The organism is Micromonospora aurantiaca ATCC 27029 (assembly GCF_000145235.1).
GTDB classification, from domain to species: domain Bacteria; phylum Actinomycetota; class Actinomycetes; order Mycobacteriales; family Micromonosporaceae; genus Micromonospora; species Micromonospora aurantiaca.
Genome location: NC_014391.1, coordinates 3,778,243 through 3,795,834, shown reverse-complemented (window position 1 = coordinate 3,795,834; position 17,592 = coordinate 3,778,243). Strand labels below are relative to the sequence as shown.

At 74.3% G+C, this 17,592-nt stretch carries 15 protein-coding genes; 11 read left to right on the top strand and 4 right to left on the bottom strand.

From position 1 onward, the window contains the following. Positions 1–33: 33 nt before the first annotated feature. The 9 genes from MICAU_RS16830 (at position 34) to MICAU_RS16790 (ending at position 6,908) form a co-directional block, all read left to right on the top strand. The gene (locus MICAU_RS16830; protein WP_230649811.1) at positions 34–987 is read left to right on the top strand and encodes a TolB family protein; all 954 of its coding nucleotides are present in this window, start codon (positions 34–36) and stop codon (positions 985–987) included. Positions 988–1,099: 112 nt separating this feature from the next. After that, positions 1,100–1,876 carry a methyltransferase domain-containing protein gene (locus MICAU_RS16825; protein WP_013286531.1) on the top strand — a complete coding sequence of 259 codons (777 nt, stop codon included), beginning with the start codon at positions 1,100–1,102 and terminating at the stop codon, positions 1,874–1,876. Between the two features lie 55 nt (positions 1,877–1,931). Continuing rightward, positions 1,932–2,933: a hypothetical protein gene (locus MICAU_RS16820; protein ID WP_013286530.1), complete on the top strand. Its 1,002-nt coding sequence runs from the start codon at positions 1,932–1,934 to the stop codon at positions 2,931–2,933. Further along, positions 2,930–3,583 carry a sulfurtransferase TusA family protein gene (locus MICAU_RS16815; protein WP_013286529.1) on the top strand — a complete coding sequence of 218 codons (654 nt, stop codon included), beginning with the start codon at positions 2,930–2,932 and terminating at the stop codon, positions 3,581–3,583. The genes MICAU_RS16820 and MICAU_RS16815 overlap by 4 nt, the downstream gene beginning before the upstream one ends. Before the next feature lie 15 nt (positions 3,584–3,598). Continuing rightward, on the top strand, positions 3,599–4,501 hold the full coding sequence (locus MICAU_RS16810) for an inositol monophosphatase family protein (protein WP_013286528.1): 903 nt from the start codon (positions 3,599–3,601) through the stop codon (positions 4,499–4,501). A 24-nt stretch (positions 4,502–4,525) separates the two neighbouring features. Next, positions 4,526–4,927 carry a VOC family protein gene (locus MICAU_RS16805; protein ID WP_013286527.1) on the top strand — a complete coding sequence of 134 codons (402 nt, stop codon included), beginning with the start codon at positions 4,526–4,528 and terminating at the stop codon, positions 4,925–4,927. 127 nt (positions 4,928–5,054) lie between these two features. Continuing rightward, entirely contained in the window at positions 5,055–6,098 is a 1,044-nt protein-coding gene (locus MICAU_RS16800) for a hypothetical protein (protein WP_013286526.1), read from the top strand. Next, positions 6,082–6,525, top strand: a complete 444-nt coding sequence (locus MICAU_RS16795; RefSeq protein ID WP_013286525.1) for a hypothetical protein — start codon at positions 6,082–6,084, stop codon at positions 6,523–6,525. The genes MICAU_RS16800 and MICAU_RS16795 overlap by 17 nt, the downstream gene beginning before the upstream one ends. Continuing rightward, the gene (locus tag MICAU_RS16790) at positions 6,525–6,908 is read left to right on the top strand and encodes a hypothetical protein (RefSeq protein WP_013286524.1); all 384 of its coding nucleotides are present in this window, start codon (positions 6,525–6,527) and stop codon (positions 6,906–6,908) included. The genes MICAU_RS16795 and MICAU_RS16790 overlap by 1 nt, the downstream gene beginning before the upstream one ends. 16 nt (positions 6,909–6,924) lie before the next feature. On the opposite strand, the gene MICAU_RS16785 is transcribed toward MICAU_RS16790, so the two are convergent. Beyond that, positions 6,925–7,701 (bottom strand): SDR family oxidoreductase, encoded by a 777-nt coding sequence (locus MICAU_RS16785; RefSeq protein WP_013286523.1) that lies wholly within the window; start codon positions 7,699–7,701, stop codon positions 6,925–6,927. 138 nt (positions 7,702–7,839) lie between these two features. On the opposite strand from MICAU_RS16785, the gene sigJ reads away from it, so the two are divergent. Next, positions 7,840–8,700 carry an RNA polymerase sigma factor SigJ gene (gene sigJ, locus MICAU_RS16780; RefSeq protein ID WP_013286522.1) on the top strand — a complete coding sequence of 287 codons (861 nt, stop codon included), beginning with the start codon at positions 7,840–7,842 and terminating at the stop codon, positions 8,698–8,700. A gap of 17 nt (positions 8,701–8,717) precedes the next feature. On the opposite strand, the gene MICAU_RS16775 is transcribed toward sigJ, so the two are convergent. Then, the gene (locus MICAU_RS16775) at positions 8,718–9,617 is read right to left on the bottom strand and encodes a GNAT family N-acetyltransferase (protein WP_013286521.1); all 900 of its coding nucleotides are present in this window, start codon (positions 9,615–9,617) and stop codon (positions 8,718–8,720) included. A 75-nt stretch (positions 9,618–9,692) separates the two neighbouring features. Further along, the gene (locus MICAU_RS16770) at positions 9,693–10,925 is read right to left on the bottom strand and encodes an SLC13 family permease (protein WP_013286520.1); all 1,233 of its coding nucleotides are present in this window, start codon (positions 10,923–10,925) and stop codon (positions 9,693–9,695) included. Between the two features lie 107 nt (positions 10,926–11,032). Between MICAU_RS16770 and MICAU_RS16765 the strand changes: the two genes are divergently transcribed. After that, positions 11,033–16,807 (top strand): WD40 domain-containing protein, encoded by a 5,775-nt coding sequence (locus MICAU_RS16765; RefSeq protein WP_013286519.1) that lies wholly within the window; start codon positions 11,033–11,035, stop codon positions 16,805–16,807. A 69-nt stretch (positions 16,808–16,876) separates the two neighbouring features. Here the strand turns inward: MICAU_RS16765 and MICAU_RS16760 are convergent, their stop codons facing one another. Continuing rightward, positions 16,877–17,524, bottom strand: a complete 648-nt coding sequence (locus MICAU_RS16760) for a GNAT family N-acetyltransferase (RefSeq protein ID WP_013286518.1) — start codon at positions 17,522–17,524, stop codon at positions 16,877–16,879. Positions 17,525–17,592: the final 68 nt, after the last annotated feature.

Here is a 17,592-nt window from a genome sequence, read left to right as displayed (position 1 = left end):
CACGTCTCACACGGGGGTTGTCGAATGACCGCAATGAATCGTCGTGCCCTGCTGCGTACCGCCGCGCTGACCGGAGTCGCCGCCGCGACCGGGCTGGCCGTCGGGCCCCACGCCGCGTCCGCCGCACCCGCGTCCGCCGCCGACGTGGTGAACGGGTCGTGGCTGGTCAGCGTCGGCTGGGGTGTGCTCCAGGTCGACCCGGGCCGCACCACGCCGCGGGAGCTGCTGCCGAACGGGGACCACGCGAAGGCCTCGCCGGACGGCCGGTACGTGGCCTGGGTCAACACGGCCCGCTCGGGCGACGGCACGCTGGAGCCGTACGTGGCCGTGTACGACCGGGTCACCGGCCAGAAGCGCACACTGCTCGCCGACCCGTTCGGTGTCCGCTACGGCGCGCCGACGTGGTCGCCGGACGGCACCGAGATCGCGCTGGTCACCGGGCAGGGCAACGACCGGCTGATCGCTGTGGACGTGGTCACCGGCGCCACCCGCGTGCTGGTCGAGGGGCACTCCATGAGGGACCCGGACTGGTCCCGGGACGGCTCGATGATCGTCGTACGGTGGCGCAGCCGTTCGCAGGGCTGGCAACTGCGGGTGCTGGAACTCGCGACCGGCACGGTGCGGCCGATCTACACGCCGGTGGCGGGCGAGATGTTCATCTCGCCGGTCTTCATGCCCGACTCCGGGCGCGTCGTCTTCTGCACCAACCGCTGGCACCTGGACCGGGAGGTCTACAACCAGTCGCTGGCGTCGGTGCGCATCGGCGGCACCGGGCTGAAGAAGCTCACCGACGAGCCCCGGTTCTACCTGTCGCCGGTGTTCTCCCCGGACGGCCGCTACTGCGCCGCGCTGTCGATCCCGCCGGAGAACGAGTACCCGGACGGCGGCAACATCATCGTGTCCACCAGTGGCTTCGGCGAGCAGTGGTGGATCCCCGGCGACGAGTACGACGACAGCACCCGGCTGGACTGGGCGCGGGCGATCTGACGTAGCGCCGCGCGCACATCCGGTGGGCCGGATGTGCGCGCCGCCGGGCGTAACCGGTGCGAGGCTTGGTGCGGACGCCGCCGAAGGGGCCGGCGTCCGCTGTGGAGGGGTGATGGCCGAGCCGCCGACCGGGACGTCGTCGCACCGCGCGCAGGCGCACGGCAGGCACGCCAACCACCGCCGCTACCACGACGGCGCCGAGGTCGACGGGTACGTCGACGACCCGTACCACCGGGTGCGCCGCGCGGTCGCGGCCCGGCTGATGGCCGAGGGGGTGACCCGACGCGGGCCGGTGCTGGAACTGGGCTGCGGACCGCGCGGCATGCTCGACCCGGCCGCGCTGCCCGGCCCGGTGGTGCTCGCCGACACGGCCGAGACGGCGCTGCGCACGGCCCGCGCCGCGGCCCGCGGGCGGGCGCTGCCGGTCTGCCTGGACGCCACCCGCGGGCTGCCGTTCCGGGCGGGCAGCTTCGCCGGGCTGCTCGCCGGCGAGCTGATCGAGCACGTGTACGACCCGCTGGCGCTGCTGCGGGAGTGCCACCGGGTGCTGGCGCCCGACGGCCTGCTGGTGCTCACCACGCCGAACCTGGCGCCGGTGCAGGACCGGCTGGCGTTCCTCGCCGGGCGGGCGCCACGTCAGGTCGATCCGCTGCACCCGTACCTGTGGCTGCACATCCGCCCGTTCACCGCCTCGCTGCTGCGCCGGACGCTGCGCCGGGCCGGGTTCACGCCGGTGGCGCTGCGGTCCAACGAGGTCGGCTGGCGGTTGCCGGGCGGCCGGTGGGTGGCCTCGCGGCGGCTGGCCCGCGCCGCACCGGGGCTCGGCGGTTCGCTGATCTGCGCCGCCCGCCGGCACGGCGCACCGCCACCACAGCAGAACAGGGCGTGATGGCGACATTGACAGCGGGCTATCATGGAGGTTCCGTCGTCGACCGGGGGATGTCATGACGCGCCTGCTCGCCTGGGTCGTGACCAATCTCGACGCGTTCATCGGCCTCGTCCTGGCCCTCACGGTGTCCGTGCTCGGCCTCACCAACGCGGTCGACCAGGAGGTCGTCAACAGCGCGATCCTGCTGGTCCTGGGCCTGCTCGCGCAGGCGATGCTGCGGGACCGGCTGCGCCGGCGCACCACCGAGCGGGAGGTCCGCCAGGTCATCTCGGACACCCGCGACCGGCTGACCGACCTGGTGCCGCAGATGCAGGAGATCACCGGGCCGGAGGGCGCGCTGAACCGGGCCCGCGAGGCCATCGACAGCGTCTCCATGGTGCGCGTGCTGCACGGCAGCGAGGTCGGGCAGGCGCTCGCCGAGGCGCGGCGGCACACCGACCAGTGGAGCTTCAAGGGCGGCACCGGCACCTACCTGCGCGCGGTCACGCTGCCGGACTGTCTGGAACACGCCCGGCGGCGCAACGCCACGCTCACCGTCGCGATCGAGATCATCGACCCGACCGACGAGGAGGTCTGCGAGCGGTACGCGCGGTTCCGGCGCAGCCTCGACCCGGACGCGCCCGGCGAGCCGTGGACCGTCGACCGCACCCGCAAGGAGTCGTACGCGACCGTGCTGGCCGCCTGCTGGCACCTGCAACGCTCCGGCCTGCTCACCATCGACGTCCGGCTCTCCGCGCAGATGACCACGTTCCGCTACGACCTCTCCTCCTCCTGCGTCGTCATCACGCAGGAGAACCCGCAGACGCCCGCGCTGCGCATCGACCGCGGCGAGGTCTACTACAACCGTTTCAACATCGAGCTGGACTACAGCCGCCGGCAGAGCCGGCGCGTGCCGATCGAGGCGGCGGCCCAGGTCAAGCTCGACGACGAGCCGTCGGTCGAGCAGGTACGGCGGTTGTTCACCGCCCTCGGCCTGACGCTGCCCCGGTCCTTCGGCGACCGTGAGGTCGCCGGCATCATCGGCAAGGCCGTCCAGGCGAGGAACCCCTACTCATGACCAGTTACGCCGACCTCGAACGGGAGATCGACCGGGGCACCCGGCCGGAGATGCTGCGCGGCTGGGTGCTGGACGTGCTCGGCGACGTCGCGGACGGGCGGCGGCCGCTGCGCGCGGTCCGGCACCCGCTCGGCTTCACCTGCCTGCCCGTGGAACGCGACGGCCCGGACGGCATCTGCGTGCACGCCTGGCCGGCCGACCCGCCGCCGGTGCGCCCGACCACCTCCACCATGCACTCGCACAGCTGGGATCTGCTCAGCCACGTGCTGCACGGGACCGTCCGCAACGAGCTGATCGAGGTCGACGACGCGCCGGCCGATCCGGCCTGGCGGATCTACGAGGTGCACAGCCTCGGCGAGGTGGACGAGATGGCCGCCACCGACCGGCTGGTCACCGCGATGACCGCGACGGTGGAGACGCACTCCGCAGGCGACTCGTACGCGCTGCGCGCCGGCGGCTTCCACACCTCGGAGGTCGACGCCGGTGAGCCGGCGGTGACAGTGGCGCTCGGCCGGACCACTCCCGGCGCGTGCGACCTGAGCCTCGGCGCGGTGGACGGGCGCAGCCACCGGGTACGCCGGGACCGCTGCGACGCGGCGGAGACCGCGCGGATGGCGCGGGAGATCGCGCGACTGGTGGCACGGGGCTGACTGGCTGGAGGAGCCATGGACGTGGAGCCGAGCAGAGGCGGGCCCGACCTGCGCGACGCGCACCGGTTCGCGGTGGAGGCAGCGCAGGCGGCGGGCCGCCTGCTGCGCCGGGGCACCCGGGGGGAGGTGCACGCCCGGGCCAAGAACGACACCGGTGACCTGGTGACCGACCTCGACCTGGCCGCCGAGCGGCTGATCGTCGACCGGATCCGGGCCCGCTGGCCGGAGCACGGCGTGATCGCCGAGGAGGGCGGCGAGTACGCCCCGGACACCGCGTGGGCGTGGCTCGTCGACCCGCTGGACGGCACCAACAACGTGGCGATCGGGCTGCCCGCGTACGTGGTCGGCATCGCCCTGTGCGACAACGGCTCGCCGGTGCTCGGCGTGGTGCACGACCCGGTCGCGGGCCGGACCTGGTCGGCGGTGCGCGGCCGGGGCGCGTTCGTGCACGCGTCCGGCCCGGCCGCGCGGCCGCTGCGGGCCGCGCAGCGCCCGGTGCCGTCCGCGCCGGTGCTGGCCTGGACCCAGGGGCACGAGGTACGCCGCGACGACAGCACCGCCCGGGCGTTGAAGGTGGTGCTGGACACCAGCGCGCGCCGGGTGCTGCAACTGTGGGCGCCGTTGCTGTCCTGGGTGATGCTGGCCCGCGGCGACATCGACGGCATCGTCGGCTACCGTCCCGAGGCGGTCGACCTGCCGGCCGGGATGCTGCTCGCCGTCGAGGCCGGCATGGCGGTCCGCGCGCTCGACGGCGGCACTTTCGACGACCGGTACGGCTGCCCCGCCGACCGGCGCAGCTTCGTGGCCGGGCCGCCGGAGACCATCGACCGGCTGGTCAAACTGGTCACCGCGGCACAGTGGATCGAGCCGCAGGTCCGCCGCCTCACCCCGGTCGGTCTCGGCTCGGTCGGCTGGTGAGCCGGGTCGGCTAGCCTCGGCGGGATGGCCGCCAGACAGCTCAAGATCGGGCTCCGGGTCCGCGACCTGGACCGCTCCCACCGGCTCTACCTGCGACTCGGCTTCAAGGAGATCCCGCAGACCGACCAGACGAACCTGCGTTACCTCACGTTCGGCCACACCTGGCTGATCCTGTCCGACCTGCACCGCCACGGGCACCACAACGCGGAGCGGGAACGCGAGGTCAAGGCCGGGCCGCCGGGGCTCGGTGTCGTCCTCACCGTGCCCACCGCCGACCTGGACGCCACGTACGCGCTGTGGCGCGACGAAGGGCTGCCGGTGACGCTGGAGCCGGAGGACGTGGGATGGGCGCGGATCTTCTACGGGCTCGACCCGGACGGCTACGAGGTCATGTGCGAGCAGTTCCACCCCGTCACGGGCGCCTGACCGTACGTGCCGGATGTTGCCGCCTGTTCATACGATTCGATGCCACGCCGCCGTGGCTAGGCTCCTCGCGTGTTCTCGCTGAGCAGTCCACATCAGATGGAAACCGGCCGGCCGATCGGGCCGCGCCATGGGTGAGCCGGACGAGTACTGGACGGACGTGCGGGACCGTTGGTCGCGGGTCGTGTCCGCTGTCGACAACTCCGGCGCCGGCCACTCGGGTGGCGGGCGGGTGTCGATCGCCGAGACCACGCGACGACCCACGAGTGACATCATCCCGGTGTTGGTGGCGGGCCAGCGCGGGGTCGGGAAAAGCGCGCTGTACCAGGCGTTGCTCGGCGACAACGGCTACATCCGGCGGCGGGACGAGGACCATGTGCCGCACCGCCTCGTGCTCGCGGCCGGCCGGCGCCAGGCCCATGTGACGCTGGTGGTGAGCCCCGGCCAGACCGCGGGCGGCGACTACTCCTCCGGCGAGGTGGACAAGTGGGACGCCATGCTCAAGCCGCCGAACCACCCGACGGGCGTCATCTACGTCGCCGCCGCCGGGTACGACGAGCCGTGGGATCCCCGCGAGGTCAACGTCCTCGAGGAGCGGCGGCAACGGCGTGAGGACGAACTCCGCCGGCAGGTCGAGGCCCGGCTCTGGGAGCAGTGGCAGGCATCCCTCGACGCGACGCCCACCGAGGAGGAGCGGCGGGACCGGGCCGAGCAGATCGCCCGCGAGGTCGAGGCGGCGATCCCGTCGCCGTCCGAGCAGCTCTGGGCGCAGAACCGGAACGTCGAACTCGAACACTTCTCCCGGTTCTGCCAGAACCTGCTGCCCTGCTGGGTCGACAATCCGGCCGCCAAGGACCTCTGGTTCGTCCTGGCGGTCACCAAGGCCGACCTCTACTGGACCGACCAGCTGGGCCAGGTCGAGGAGTACTACCTGCCGGGCGCCGACGGTGAGCCCACATCGGACTTCCAGCGACAGCTGGTCACTCTCATCCGTGCCTTCGGCCACCGCAATCGCCCCCGGCTGGCTGTGCTGCCGGTCGCCGGCCGCCGGCAGGACTACCGCTTCATCCCTGGAGTCGGTGAGAAACAGGCGATGTTCGACGACATGAAGTTCGCCGCGGTGCAGCGGAGCCTCCGGACGACCGTGGGAGAGTTCTGTGGGCTGGGATCCTGAGCGGGGCGGTGACCTGTCCGGCCCGGAGTTCGAGCGGCTCCTCGGTGGCGCGGAGCACCTGCTGACCCGGGTGGACGCGGCGCGGGAGCGGCTGCGCTGGTACGAGGCACTGCGGGCGGTCGTCCTGGCCGTACTGGTCCTCGTGGGCCTGGTCGCGGCCGTGTCGGCGTCCGACTGGTGGACCGGGGCGGGCGTCGCGGCAGGTGCGACGGTGGTCGTCGCGTGGTTCGCCGGGACCTTCCGCCGAAGCGTCGTCAAGCCGCTGCTGAGCCAGATCTACCGCGACGAGAAGCTGATGGTCGCCACCGTGAACATGCTGCGCGAGCTGCTGCCGCTGCTGAGCCACGACGAGCGGTGGAGCGAGGTGAGGCAGGATCGAAGCCGCCTGCGTCTCGGCCGCTTCCCCATCGAGCCACGGGGCCTGTGATGGCGCGGACGGAGAACGCGGCAGGCGGTCGGCGCGAGGCCGGCATCTGGCTCGTCGCCGGACGTGTCGGTGTCGCGCTCGGCGTGGTCAACGGGATCGTGCAGGTCGTCCGAACCGTCGTCGCCGGGCGGGTGGGAATCCGTGGCGTGCTCACCGACGGGTGGGTGCTCGGCAGCGCGGCGCTGACCGGAGGCTTCGCTCTGGTGTTCGGAGCGGTGATGGTGCTGTACGCCCGCTTCTGGTTCCGGTCGAGCCCGTTCGACGACTTCCGCCCGGACCGGCAGGCCGTGCGCCGGCGCATCGACCGTGGCGGCTGGAGCCTGGCCGGGCTCGGCGCGGTGATCCTCGCCGCCACCGGGGCGGCCTGGTTGACCCTTCGCTGAGCGGCGCTCCGGCGGCTCAGGCGACCGGCCGCGACGGCACTCGGTCAGCCAGGAAATCGGTCCAGGTCCGCACGCCTCTCGCGGCGCCCGGCCGGGCGAGGTTCGCGCCTTCCCGGTACGCCCGGCCGGCCCGGCCGGGAATGCGCACCGGCAGGCGTGCCCGGCGCTTCCCGGCGGCGGTCAAGTAGCCGGTCAGCAGGTCACCGATGCCGTACGTGTCCGGCCCGGCCAGGTCGGGGACCAGCCCGGCCGGTGCGCCGAGCGTGAGTTCGGCCAGCCGGGCCGCCACCTCGGCCGCGTCGACCGGCTGCAACCGCAGGCCGCCCGGCACCGGCACCACCGGCAGCCGCGTCATCGCCGTCAGCATGGTGAACACCAGGTCGTGCACCTGCGCGGCGCGCAGCACGGTCCAGGGCACGCCGGAGTCCGTCACCGCGCGCTCGGCGTCGAGCTTGGACCGGATCCAGGCCAGCGGCACCCGGTCGGCGCCGGTCACCGAGATGTGCACCAGGTGGGCCACAGCGGCCCGGTGCGCGGCGCGGGCCAGGTGGGCGGTGGCACGGTCGTCGCCCTTCGCGCCGCCGGCCAGGTGCAGCACAGTGGACACTCCGCTCAGGGCGGGGCCGAGGTCCGCGCCGCTGAGCAGGTCGGCGGCCACGTGGGTGACACCGTCGCCGGGCCGCCCGCCGCGCCGGCTGAGCACGCGCACCGGGTGCCCGGCGGCGCGCAGCAGCGGCACGACGTGCCGGCCGATCGTGCCGGTGCCGCCGGTGACCAGAATGGGTGCGTTCATCGTCGTCCTCCCGTTGTCGGTGCTGCCACCTCGACCCGCGCCCGCCTGCCGACGTGACAGGTGTGACGGCTGTCACCTGTGGTCACATCGGTGACCCGGCGCGGGTCGAGTCGATGCGCGGGAGGGGAGGCTCAGGTGATGGACCTGGCGGAGCGGTTCGAGCGGGAGCGGCAACGGCTGCGCGCGGTGGCGTACCGGCTGCTCGGGTCGCTCACCGACGCCGAGGACGCGGTGCAGGAGACCTGGCTGCGGCTGTCCCGCACCGACGCGGACACCGTGGAGAACCTCGACGCCTGGCTCACCACTGTGGTCGCCCGGGTCAGCCTCAACACGCTGCGGTCCCGCGCCGCCCGCCGGGAGGACCCGCTGGACGTACGCCTACCCGATCCGGTGGTGGACACCGACGCCGACGATCCGGCGCACGCCGCGGTGCTCGCCGACTCGGTGGGCCTGGCGCTGCTGGTGGTGCTGGACACGCTGACCCCGGCCGAGCGGCTCGCGTTCGTGCTGCACGACATGTTCGGCGTGCCGTTCGACGAGATCGGCCCGCTCGTCGACCGCTCGCCGGCGGCGGCCCGGCAGCTCGCCAGCCGGGCCCGCCGCCGGGTACGCGGGCAGGCGCCCATCCCCGATCCGGACTTGTCCCGGCAGCGGGCGGTGGTGGACGCCTTCCTCGCCGCCGCCCGCGACGGTGACCTCGACGCGCTGATCGCGGTGCTGCACCCGGACGTGGTGCTGCGCTCCGACGCCGGGACCGCCCGCGCCCGCCACACGGTCGTGCTCACCGGCGCGACGACTGTGGCGGCGCAGGCCACCACGTTCGGCCGGCTGTTCCCGCACGCCCGGCCGGTGCTCGTCAACGGCGCTGCCGGGGTGCTGGTGACCGCCGGCGACCGGCCGCTGTCGGTGATGGCGTTCACCGTTGCCGGCGGACGGATCGCCGCCGTGGACGTGATCGCCGACCCGCGCCGGCTGGCCGCGCTCGGCCTCGCCGGCTGACCCGGAGTCGCGGACCGTCAGTCGACCAGAACCAGATTGGCCATGTCGACCACCGGCCGGAATCCGAGCCGGGCGTAGAGCCGGTTCGACACCGGGTTGGCCTGGTCGGTGAACAGGCACACCCGCGCGCCCTCGGCGGTGAGCAGCCGGCACACCTCGGCGACGGCGTTGCCGGCCCAGCCGCGTCCGCGCTGCTCCGGTGGCGTGTAGACGGGTCCGACGCGAGCCACGCCGAACGACGTCGGGTGGGCGGCGGTCAGGTGCACCGGGCGGCCCGACCCGTCGGTCCAGAACCAGACCCGGCCGTCCCGGATCCGGCGCAGTAGCTCGGCGCGGTCGGGCGTCTCGTGTGCGCTGGTGCCGGGCGGGCGGCCCGCCTGCTCGTCGGCGTCGGCCGTGAACGCGCCGAACCACGCGGCGACCAGGTCGACGTCGTCGGTGGTGGCCGCCCGCAGCGCGCCGGGGACCGGAGCCGGTGGTGCCAGTTGGTCGAGCACGTGCAGCCGGGTGTGCTGGGCCACAGCGACCCGCCCGCCGTCGAGGCGTGCGACCTCGTCGGCGCAGGCGCGCGCGGCGGGCAGCGCGCCGTTCACCGCGCGGACCCGCTCGCCGCGCCGGTGCCACGCCCCGGCCAGCGCCACAGCGGCTGCCTCGGGCATCGGCAGCAGGAACGGCGGTCGCGGCGGGAACGGCGCGGTGCGCATCGCGGCGCCTACCACCGCCCCGGAGGCGTCGCGCACCACGAGCCACCAGTCGTCCTCGGGCAGCGCGGCGCCCTCGGCGCGGCGGGCCGCCATCCGCTGCGCGACGGTGGCGACGACCGTGCCGACCACCGGATCGGCGGCCAGGTACGCCTCGGCGGCGGCGAGGAACTCGCCCGGGTCGGTGCAGAAGTGCAGCGTGGGTGCGGCGGTCATGCGGGCACGGTAGCCACCGCCCGGGATCGGGCCGTACCGGTTTTCCCGCCCCGGCTCAGGGGCGATGCCGCGATGCTAGGCGCCGGGACCGACAAGAAGCGCCGTCACGGTGGCGGCGGTGGCGAGCACGGCGAGCGCGGCGCTGGTGGCCACGAACCGGCCCAGCGGTACGGCGACCCCGGCGGCCCGGCAGCGCTCGTACCAGATCAGTGTCGCCAGCGACGCCCACGGCGTGGCCAGCGGACCCACGTTCGTGCCGATCAGCAGCGCCAGCAACTGGGTGTGCCGGTCGGCCGCGATCACCGCCTCGCCGGCCAGGTACGCGGGCAGGTTGTTCACCACGTTGCTGAACAGCGCGCCGACCGCGCCCGCCCGCAGCGCCCCCTCCGCGCCCGGGTCGGTGCCGATGAGCGTGCCCATCACCGTGTCCAGGCCGTGCCGGCCGATGGTCTGCACCACCAGGAACAGCCCGGTCACGAACACCAGCAGCCGCCACGGCACCAGTGCCGGACGCAGCCGGTGCCGGGCCCGGACCGCGAAGCCGGCGACCAGGATCGCGGCGGCCGCCCCGGAGGCGATGCCGATCTCCACCCCGGCCAGGATCCCGGCGACGAACAGCAGGCAGGCCGCCAGCGCGGTGCGGTAGAGCACCCGGTCCGGCGGCACGTACGGCGGCGGCGGGACGAACGGGTCGGCCCCGGCGCGCGCCGGCCGCCAGTACCACCACCACAGCAGCAGCGCGGTCACCGCGACGGCGACCAGTTGCGGCCACCACATCCGGGCCGCCCACGGCACCGGGTCCAGGTCGACCCGGTCGCTGGCCAGGATGTTCGTCAGGTTGGACACCGGCAGCAGCAGGCTCGCCGTGTTCGCCAGCCACACGGTGGTCATGGCCAGCGGCGTCGGCGGCACGTTCAGCGCCCGGGCCAGCGCGATCATCACCGGCGTGAGCAGCACCGCCGTGGTGTCCAGGTTGAGCGCGATCGTGGTCACCGAGGCGAAGCCGACGCACAGCCAGAACAGGGCCCGGAAACTGCCCCGCGCGGTCACCGCCACCCGGGTCGCGAGCGCGTCGAACACCCCGGCCACGGCGGTCAGCTCGGCCAGCACCACCACCGTGCCGAGGAAGATCAGGATGGGGATGATCCGCCGCATCGTCGCCTCGGCGTCCGCGCGGGGGAGCAGCCCGGTGAGCACGAACACCACGCCGAGCACGGCCAGCCCGATCGCGATCCAGTCCAGCACGTGCAGGCGGCCCCAGCGGGAGCGGTCGGGCACGGCGTTCGGCGGATCGCCGGGGGTCTCCACGAGGGATGATCCTCGCACATGCCGGCGCGGGCGCAGGAGCCCGACGCGGGACGATCCGAGCTGCCGAGGGTGTCGATCTGTTGACCGTCGGTGGCCATAATGACCATGTGGTTGTAGGCGCGCACCCCACCCGGTCCGACCGCCCCATCGATTTCTTCATCAGCTACTCGCCGGCCGACGAACGCTGGGCCACGTGGCTGGCGTGGGAGTTCGAGGCGGCCGGCTATCGCACGTTGTTGCAGGCGTGGGACTTCGTGGCAGGCACCAACTTCATCGACTTCATGGACCGTGGCGTCCGCGAGGCCGAGGTGGTGGTGGCGGTGCTGTCCGAACGCTACCTGCACTCCACGTACGGCAAGCTGGAGTGGCAGGCCGCGCTGCGCGCCGACCCGGACGGCACCGGCAACAAGCTCGTCACGGTACGCGTCGAGGACTGCCCGATCGACGGCCTGCTCGCCACCATCACCTATGTGGACCTGGTCGGCGTGGACGACCCGGCGCAGGCCCGCAACCGGGTGCTCGACCGCATCCGGGAGGCGCTCGACGGCCGGGCCAAGCCGATGCGGCAGCCGGCGTTCCCGCACCACCCGGCCGACCCGCACGGGGTGCTCGCCGCGCCGGCCGCCGGCGCGCCCGCGCCCCGCCGCGCCCGGCGTACCCCGATCAACCCGCCGCCGTTCCCGCCCGCCGCGGCGGCGCCACCGACCGCCCGGGACACCGTCACCGTGCTCCAGGTCGCCGGGCCGCGCTTCGGCCGGGGCGTGATCACCCCCGGCGCGCCGGTCACCCCGGGCGAGGTGCAGGAACACCTGATGGGCGACCTCACGCTGCTGATGAACGACGGCGTGCCCCGGCCGGACCTGCTCGTCGTCGCCGGCAACCTCACCGAGTCGGGCAGCCCGCGCGAGTTCTCCGACGCGCTGAGCTTCCTCACCGGCCTGCGGGTGCTGCTCGGGCTGGAGCCGCACCGGCTCGTCGTGGTGCCCGGCCCGCGCGACGTGACGATGGCCGCCTGCCGCGCGTACTTCGCCACCTGTGAGGCCGACGACGTCGACCCGCAGCCGCCGTACTGGCCGAAGTGGCGGCACTACGCGCGCCTGTTCGACGACCTCTACCAGGGCCTCGACGACCGGATCTTCGACAGCGAGCAGCCCTGGACGCTGTTCCCGGTGCCCGACCTGCGGGTGGTGGTGGCCGGGCTGAACTCCACCATCGCCATCACCCACCGCGAGGAGGACCGGTACGGCTTCCTCGGCGAGGCGCAGTCCAGCTGGTTCGCCCAGCGGCTGCGCCACTACCAGCAGTCCGGCTGGCTGCGGCTGGGCGCGATGGCGCACGCGCCGGGGGCGCGCAGCCCGTACGCCGACGAGGTGCCGCCGGACCCGGTGTCGCTGCGCGACCGGGGCTCGGTCAACCGGCTGGTCGGCCCGATGCTCGACCTGCTGCTCTCCGACGCCGCGCCGTCGGCCCGGGTGGACCCGGTGGTGCCGCTGGCCGCCGCGCCCCGCGACGGCCGGGCGCAGGTGCTGCGGCTGGGCGCGGACGGGATGACCCGCTGGGTGCTCGGCCGCGACGACCGGCTGGACGGCGGCGCGGTGACCGCCGTGTCCTGGCCGCACGCCGAGGCCACCTTCGGCGCGTCCGGCCCGGCCCAGGTACCCGACCCGCGCCGTCCGGTCGCCGTCGAGGGGGCCACCCAGGGCGCCGCGGTGGCCGCCGCGCCGGTCGCACCGGTGCAGCGGCTGCTGGACCGGCTCGCCGAGGTCTGCGAGGCCCGCTACGACCGGGTGGTGGTGCGCCGCGTCGGCACCGACCCGCCGCACCTCTACATCAGCTACCGCTCCGACGGGGTGGTCCGTCAGCAACGCGTCGGCGCGCACGTGGGCACCCCCACCGCCGCCGATGTGGACGTCTTCGCCCGGCGGGTGCACGCCACCGACCCGGACATCGCCTCCGAGCTGGTCTACGACGGCGACCGGGTGCCGCGCGGGCTCGCCGAGGAGGCACAGCGGCGGGGCGTACGCGTGCTGCACCTGACCGAGTTCCAGGGCCTGCTCGACCTGCGCGAGTACGTCGCCGCGCAGACCGCCCGGCTCCAGGCGGACCGGCTCTACCCACCCGGGCAGTACGTGCCGCAGCGCTACCGCCACCTCGTCGGCGCCGACCAGCGCGTCCGCGACGACGTGGTGGACGAGCTGCTGGAGACCGTCTCCGCGCCGGACGGCCGGTTCGTGCTGGTGCTCGGCGACTTCGGCCGGGGCAAGACGTTCGCGTTGCGGGAGGTGGCCCGGCGGCTGCCCACCGCCGCGCCCGACCTGATCCCGATCCTGGTGGAGCTGCGGGCGCTCGACAAGGCGCACTCCGTGGACGGCCTGGTCGCCGCGCATCTGGCCAACCACGGCGAGCAGGTGATCGACCTCAAGGCGTTCCGCTACATGCTGCGCCAGGGTCGCATCGTGCTGCTGTTCGACGGGTTCGACGAGCTGGTCGCCCGGGTGACGTACGACCGGGCGGCCGACCACCTGGAGACGCTGCTCCAGGCCGCCGAGGGCAACGCGAAGATCGTGGTGAGCAGCCGTACCCAGCACTTCAAGACCAACTCGCAGGTGCTGACCGCGCTCGGCGAGCGGGTCGGCCTGCTGCCGCACCGGCGCGTGCTGGCCGTGGAGGACTTCACCCCCGGGCAGATCGAGGCGTTCCTGCGCAACCGGTACGGCGGCGACGAGCGGGCCGCCCGCGAGCGGATGGACCTGCTCGCCGGCGTCAAGGACCTGCTGGGGCTCTCCCGTAACCCGCGCATGCTCGGCTTCATCGCCAACCTGGACGAGGGGCGGCTCGCCGCCGTGGCCGGGGCGGGCGGCACGTTCAGCGCCGCCGCGCTGTATCGGGAGATCCTGGAGTCCTGGCTGGACTTCGAGGAGCGCCGCACCCAGGGCATCCCGGGCGCACCGGTCAGCCTGCGCCGGCCCGAGCTGTGGCAGGCGGTGAGCCGGCTGGCGTTCCAGCTCTGGGAGAGCGGCGAGGCATACCTGCGCCTGGCCGAGCTGGCCGAGTCCACCGGTCAGCTCGCCGGGCGGGCCGACTCGCGGCTGTCCGGCCCGCAGGCTGCGCACGCGGTCGGCGCGGGCAGCCTGCTGGTCCGTACCGACGACGGGTTGTTCGGGTTCATCCACACCTCGGTGATGGAGTGGCTCGTGGCCGAGGGGGTGGCCGAGCAGATCAACCGGGGCGAGGAGCCGGGCGCGCTGGCGGTCCGGTCGCTGTCCGCGCTCGCGGTGGAGTTCCTCGGCGACCTCGCCGACCCGGCCCGCTGCACCGCGTGGACCGCCCGGGTGCTCGGTGACGAGTCGGCGGGCGAGACGCTGCGCGCCAACGCGCTGCGGCTGTCCGCCCGGCTGCGCCTGCCCGACCGGGCCGATCTGCGCGGCGCGGTGCTGCGCGGCGAGGACCTGTCGCACCGCGAGCTCGCCGGGGCCGACCTGACCGGGGCCGACCTGACCGACGCGCGGCTGGTCGCCACGAACCTGACCGAGGCGCGGCTGGAGCACGCCCGGCTGCGCGGCGCCCGCCTGGACCAGGCCCGCCTCGCCGGGGCCGACCTGCGCGACGCGGAGATGGCCGGCGCCCGCCTGTTCCGTACCGACCTGCGGGGTGCGCGCGTGGCCGGCAGCAGCTGGCACCGCACCGCGCTGATCGACGTCAGCGCCGACCCGGCGCTGCTGCGCGCCCCGGAACTGCGCGGCGCCGTCGTCGCGCCGGGCCGTCCGGTCGCGCCGGGCCTGGCCCCGCCCGCCGTGGGCGTCGGATACGGCTTCGAGGTGGGCCGGCTGCCGGTGCCGGTGGCGTACAGCCCGGACGGCGCGGTGCTCGCCGTCGGCAGCGACGACGGCGGTGTGCTGCTCTGCGACACCGCCACCGGGCTGCCGGTGCGCACGCTCCAGGGACACCGGTCCCGGGTGTACGCGGTCCGCTACGACGCCGCGTCCCACCAGCTCGTCACCGGCTCGGCCGACCTCACCGTACGGCTGTGGGACGCCGACCACGGCGACGTGCGGCACGTCATCGAGGACGTCTTCACCGGCTGGGTGTGGCCGATGCTCACCGACGGCCGCCGCGGCCGCCTGGTGGTCGGCGACGCGGCCGGCGTGGTGCGGCTCTACGACACCCGTGGCGCCCGGCTGCGTCACGAGTGGCCCGGCCACTCCGCGCCGATCTGGGGCACCTCGTTCAGCCCGGACGGGCGGCGCGTGGTGGTGGCCGACAGCGCCGGCACGGTCCGCGGCTGGGACATCCCCACCGGCAAGCTGGCGTTCGAGGTGCAGGAGCCCGAGGTGGTCTACCGGGTCGTGCACTCACCGGACGGCCGGCTGCTGGCCGCCGTCGGGCAGCACGGCCGCATCTGGATCCGCCGGGCCACCGACGGCGAGCTGCTGCGCGCGCCGCGCGGCCACGAGGCCGACGTGTACGCCCTCGACATCCACCCCGACGGCACGCTGATGGCCACCGGCGACACGCACGGCGCGCTGCGGCTGTGGGAGACCGAGACGGGCCGGCCGGTCCGGGTGCTCGGCCGGCAGCGCGGCGCGATCTACAGCGTCCGGTTCAACGGCGACGGCAGCCTGCTCGCCACCGCCGCCAGCGACGGCGCGATCCAGCTCTGGGACACCGACGACGGGCAGGTGCGGCACGAGCTGACCCGGCACCGCGGCTCGGTGTGGCCGGTGGTCTGGCGGCCGGACCAGAACCAGGTGGCGACCAGCAGCAACGACGGCACCACCCGGCTGTGGGACGTCCGCAGCGGGCAGCTCCAGCACACGCTGCGCGGGCACGGCCGCAAGGTCACCGCGCTGTCCTTCCGCGACGACGGCGAGGTGCTCGCCGCCTGCGGCAACGACGGCGTGATCCGGCTCTGGGAGCCGCGCACCGGCCGCCTGGTGCGGCAGCTCGCCAGCCCGGCCGACCGGCTGCTGTCCGTGGTGTTCTGCCCGGAGGAACCGCTGGTGGCCACGCCCAGCGGCGACGGCGGCGTGCACCTGTGGAACACCGACACGGGCGCCGACGAGCGTGAACTCAACGTGGACACCGACCACGTCTGGGCGGTCGCGTTCAGCCCCGACGGCGACGCACTCGCCACCGCCAACGACGACGACACGGTACGCCTGTGGTACCGCCGTACCGGCCGGCACTTCGCCACGCTCACCCCGCACCGGGGGCGCGTGCGCACCGTCGCGTTCAGCCCCGACGGCGAGACCATCGCCACCGGCTGCGACGACCAGGCGGTACGGCTCTGGGACGCCGCCACCGCCACCTGCCGGCTCACGCTCGAACACCACACCGACCGGGTCTACTCGGTCGGCTTCAACAGCGAGGGCACGCTGCTCGCCAGCGCCGGTAACGACGGCACGGCGGTGGTCTGGGACGCGGTCACCGGCGAGCGGCGCCTGGTGCTCACCGAGCACGACGGCCGGCTCTGGTCCTGCGCGTTCAGCCCGGACGGCAACCTGCTCGCCACCGCCGGCGACGACCTGGTGATCCGGCTGTGGGATCCGGTCACCGGCCGGCTGCACGGCACCCTTGCGGCGCACACCCGGCGCGTCTGGTCGGTGCACTTCAGCCCGGACAGCAGCCTGCTCGCCAGCGCCGGTGACGACGGCACGGTACGGCTGTGGGACGTGGCCGACCCCGAGCACGCCCAGTTGCGGACCACGCTCATCGGCCTGCCGGACGGGTGGGCGGCGGTCAGCCCGGACGGCCGGTACAAGCTGGACGGCGACCCGGGCGGCCAGTTCTGGCACGTCATCGGCACGTGCCGCTTCGAGGTGGGCGAGCTGGACCCCTACCTGACCCAGGTCCGCCGCCTCTCAGTAGACGCCCCCTTCTGACCCCCCCGGCCCCGGTGATCAAGGAGTTCGTGTCCGGCTCGGACGTCGTCTCCGACACGAACTCCTTGGTCAACTCCGGGCAGGCGGGGGAGACAGGGCGGCAGGTCCGGTCCAGCGGACCTCGCCGTCTTGCCACACGTCGGTCGGGGCCAGGCCGCAGGCCGTGGCCACCGCGGCCGACGCGCGGTGGTCGGGATGGATGTGGGCCACGAGGGTACGCACACCGCGCCGCCCCATCCAGCCGACCATGCCACGGGCGGCCTCGGTGGCGATCCCGCGCCCCTGCCACCGTGTTCCCACCACCCAGGCGATCTCCGCGACCGGTCCCGCGGTGGCCGGTGTCGCCTCGTCGAGGTGCCGGTGTCCTACCGCCCGCGCGCCCGCCGTGGCGGCGTCCGTCACCGTCCCGTGTGCCTCGGTGACTGTGGCCTGGACGAAGCCGGTCAGCCGGCCGCCGTCCCGGAGCCGGATGACCCAGTTGCACCACGACTCGGCCGGGTCGGGCGAGCCGGCGACAAGCCGTTCGTAGCGGGCCCGCAACGCCGCCGGGGTGGCGGGTTCGCCGCCGATGAAGGTGTGCAGCGCCGGGTCGGCGAGGACGGCTGCCATCTCCTCGGCATGCTCGACGCCCAGCGGCAGCAGGACCAGCCGGGCGGTGGGGATCGGTTCCGGCGTGAACCCGCTCATCGACGTCAGCGCGCCGGTCGACTCATCCATGATCGCGCTTCCAGTAGAGCGATGACCTGGTCTCGCGGGAGCGAAACGGACCTCACGGTATCCCAGAC